Consider the following 1,188-nt stretch of genomic DNA (forward strand, 5'->3'; position numbering starts at 1 on the left):
TCATGGATATTCGTAAAATTAAGAAACTGATCGAACTGGTTGAAGAGTCTGGCATCTCCGAGCTGGAAATCTCCGAGGGCGAAGAGTCCGTTCGTATCAGCCGTTCACCTGCTAATGCCGGCTACCCTGTGATGCAGCAGGCTTATGCTGCGCCAATGATGCAGCAGCCTGCGCTGGCCACCGCCGTTGCCCCTGCGGCGGCAGCACCGGCTGCAGAAGCCGCTAAGCCAGAAATCACCGGCCACATCGTGCGTTCTCCGATGGTCGGCACCTTCTACCGCACCCCAAGCCCGGACGCGAAAGCCTTCGTGGAAGTGGGTCAGAAAGTCAACGCGGGCGACACTCTGTGCATCGTTGAAGCGATGAAAATGATGAACCAGATCGAAGCCGATAAATCCGGCGTTGTGAAGGCGATCCTGGTCGAAAGCGGCCAACCGGTTGAATTTGACGAGCCGCTGGTTGTCATCGAATAACGAGGCGAAGCATGCTGGATAAAATTGTCATTGCTAACCGCGGTGAAATTGCGCTGCGCATTCTGCGTGCCTGCAAAGAGCTGGGCATCAAGACTGTTGCCGTGCACTCCACTGCGGACCGCGACCTGAAGCACGTGCTGCTGGCGGACGAAACCGTCTGCATCGGCCCGGCGCAGTCGGTCAAAAGTTATCTGAACATCCCGGCACTGATCTCTGCCGCCGAAATTACTGGCGCAGTGGCGATCCACCCGGGCTACGGCTTCCTCTCTGAGAACGCCGATTTCGCTGAGCAGGTTGAGCGCTCTGGCTTTATCTTCATCGGCCCGAAAGCCGACACCATTCGCCTGATGGGCGACAAAGTGTCTGCGATCACCGCAATGAAGAAAACCGGCGTACCGACCGTACCTGGCTCTGACGGCTCGCTGACCGATGACATGGATAAAAACCGTGCCATCGCCAAGCGCATCGGCTATCCGGTGATCATCAAAGCCTCCGGCGGCGGCGGCGGTCGCGGCATGCGCGTGGTACGCAGCGAAAAAGATCTGGAACAATCCATCGGCATGACGAAAGCGGAAGCCAAAGCGGCTTTCAACAACGACATGGTGTACATGGAGAAATTCCTCGAGAACCCACGTCACATTGAAATTCAGGTGATGGCCGACGGTCAGGGCAACGCGATCTATCTGGCGGAACGTGACTGCTCAATGCAGCGTCG

Annotated in this window: 2 protein-coding genes; both read left to right on the plus strand. The window is 57.2% G+C overall.

What is annotated here, in order from left to right:
- The first annotated feature begins 2 nt into the window (after window positions 1-2).
- On the plus strand, window positions 3-473 hold the full coding sequence (gene accB, locus QMZ30_RS25755) for an acetyl-CoA carboxylase biotin carboxyl carrier protein (protein WP_059109761.1): 471 nt from the start codon (window positions 3-5) through the stop codon (window positions 471-473).
- Window positions 474-484: 11 nt separating this feature from the next.
- On the plus strand, window positions 485-1,188 hold a 704-nt coding region (locus tag QMZ30_RS25760; RefSeq protein ID WP_283229375.1), incomplete at its 3' end, for a biotin carboxylase N-terminal domain-containing protein.

The sequence above is a fragment of the Pantoea sp. EA-12 genome, from assembly GCF_030053355.1.
Classification (GTDB): domain Bacteria; phylum Pseudomonadota; class Gammaproteobacteria; order Enterobacterales; family Enterobacteriaceae; genus Pantoea; species Pantoea vagans_C.

Bases quoted from the DNA above. Each gene is read 5' to 3' on its own strand.
- accB (WP_059109761.1), top strand. From the start codon at position 3: ATGGATATTCGTAAAATTAAGAAACTGATCGAACTGGTTGAAGAGTCT.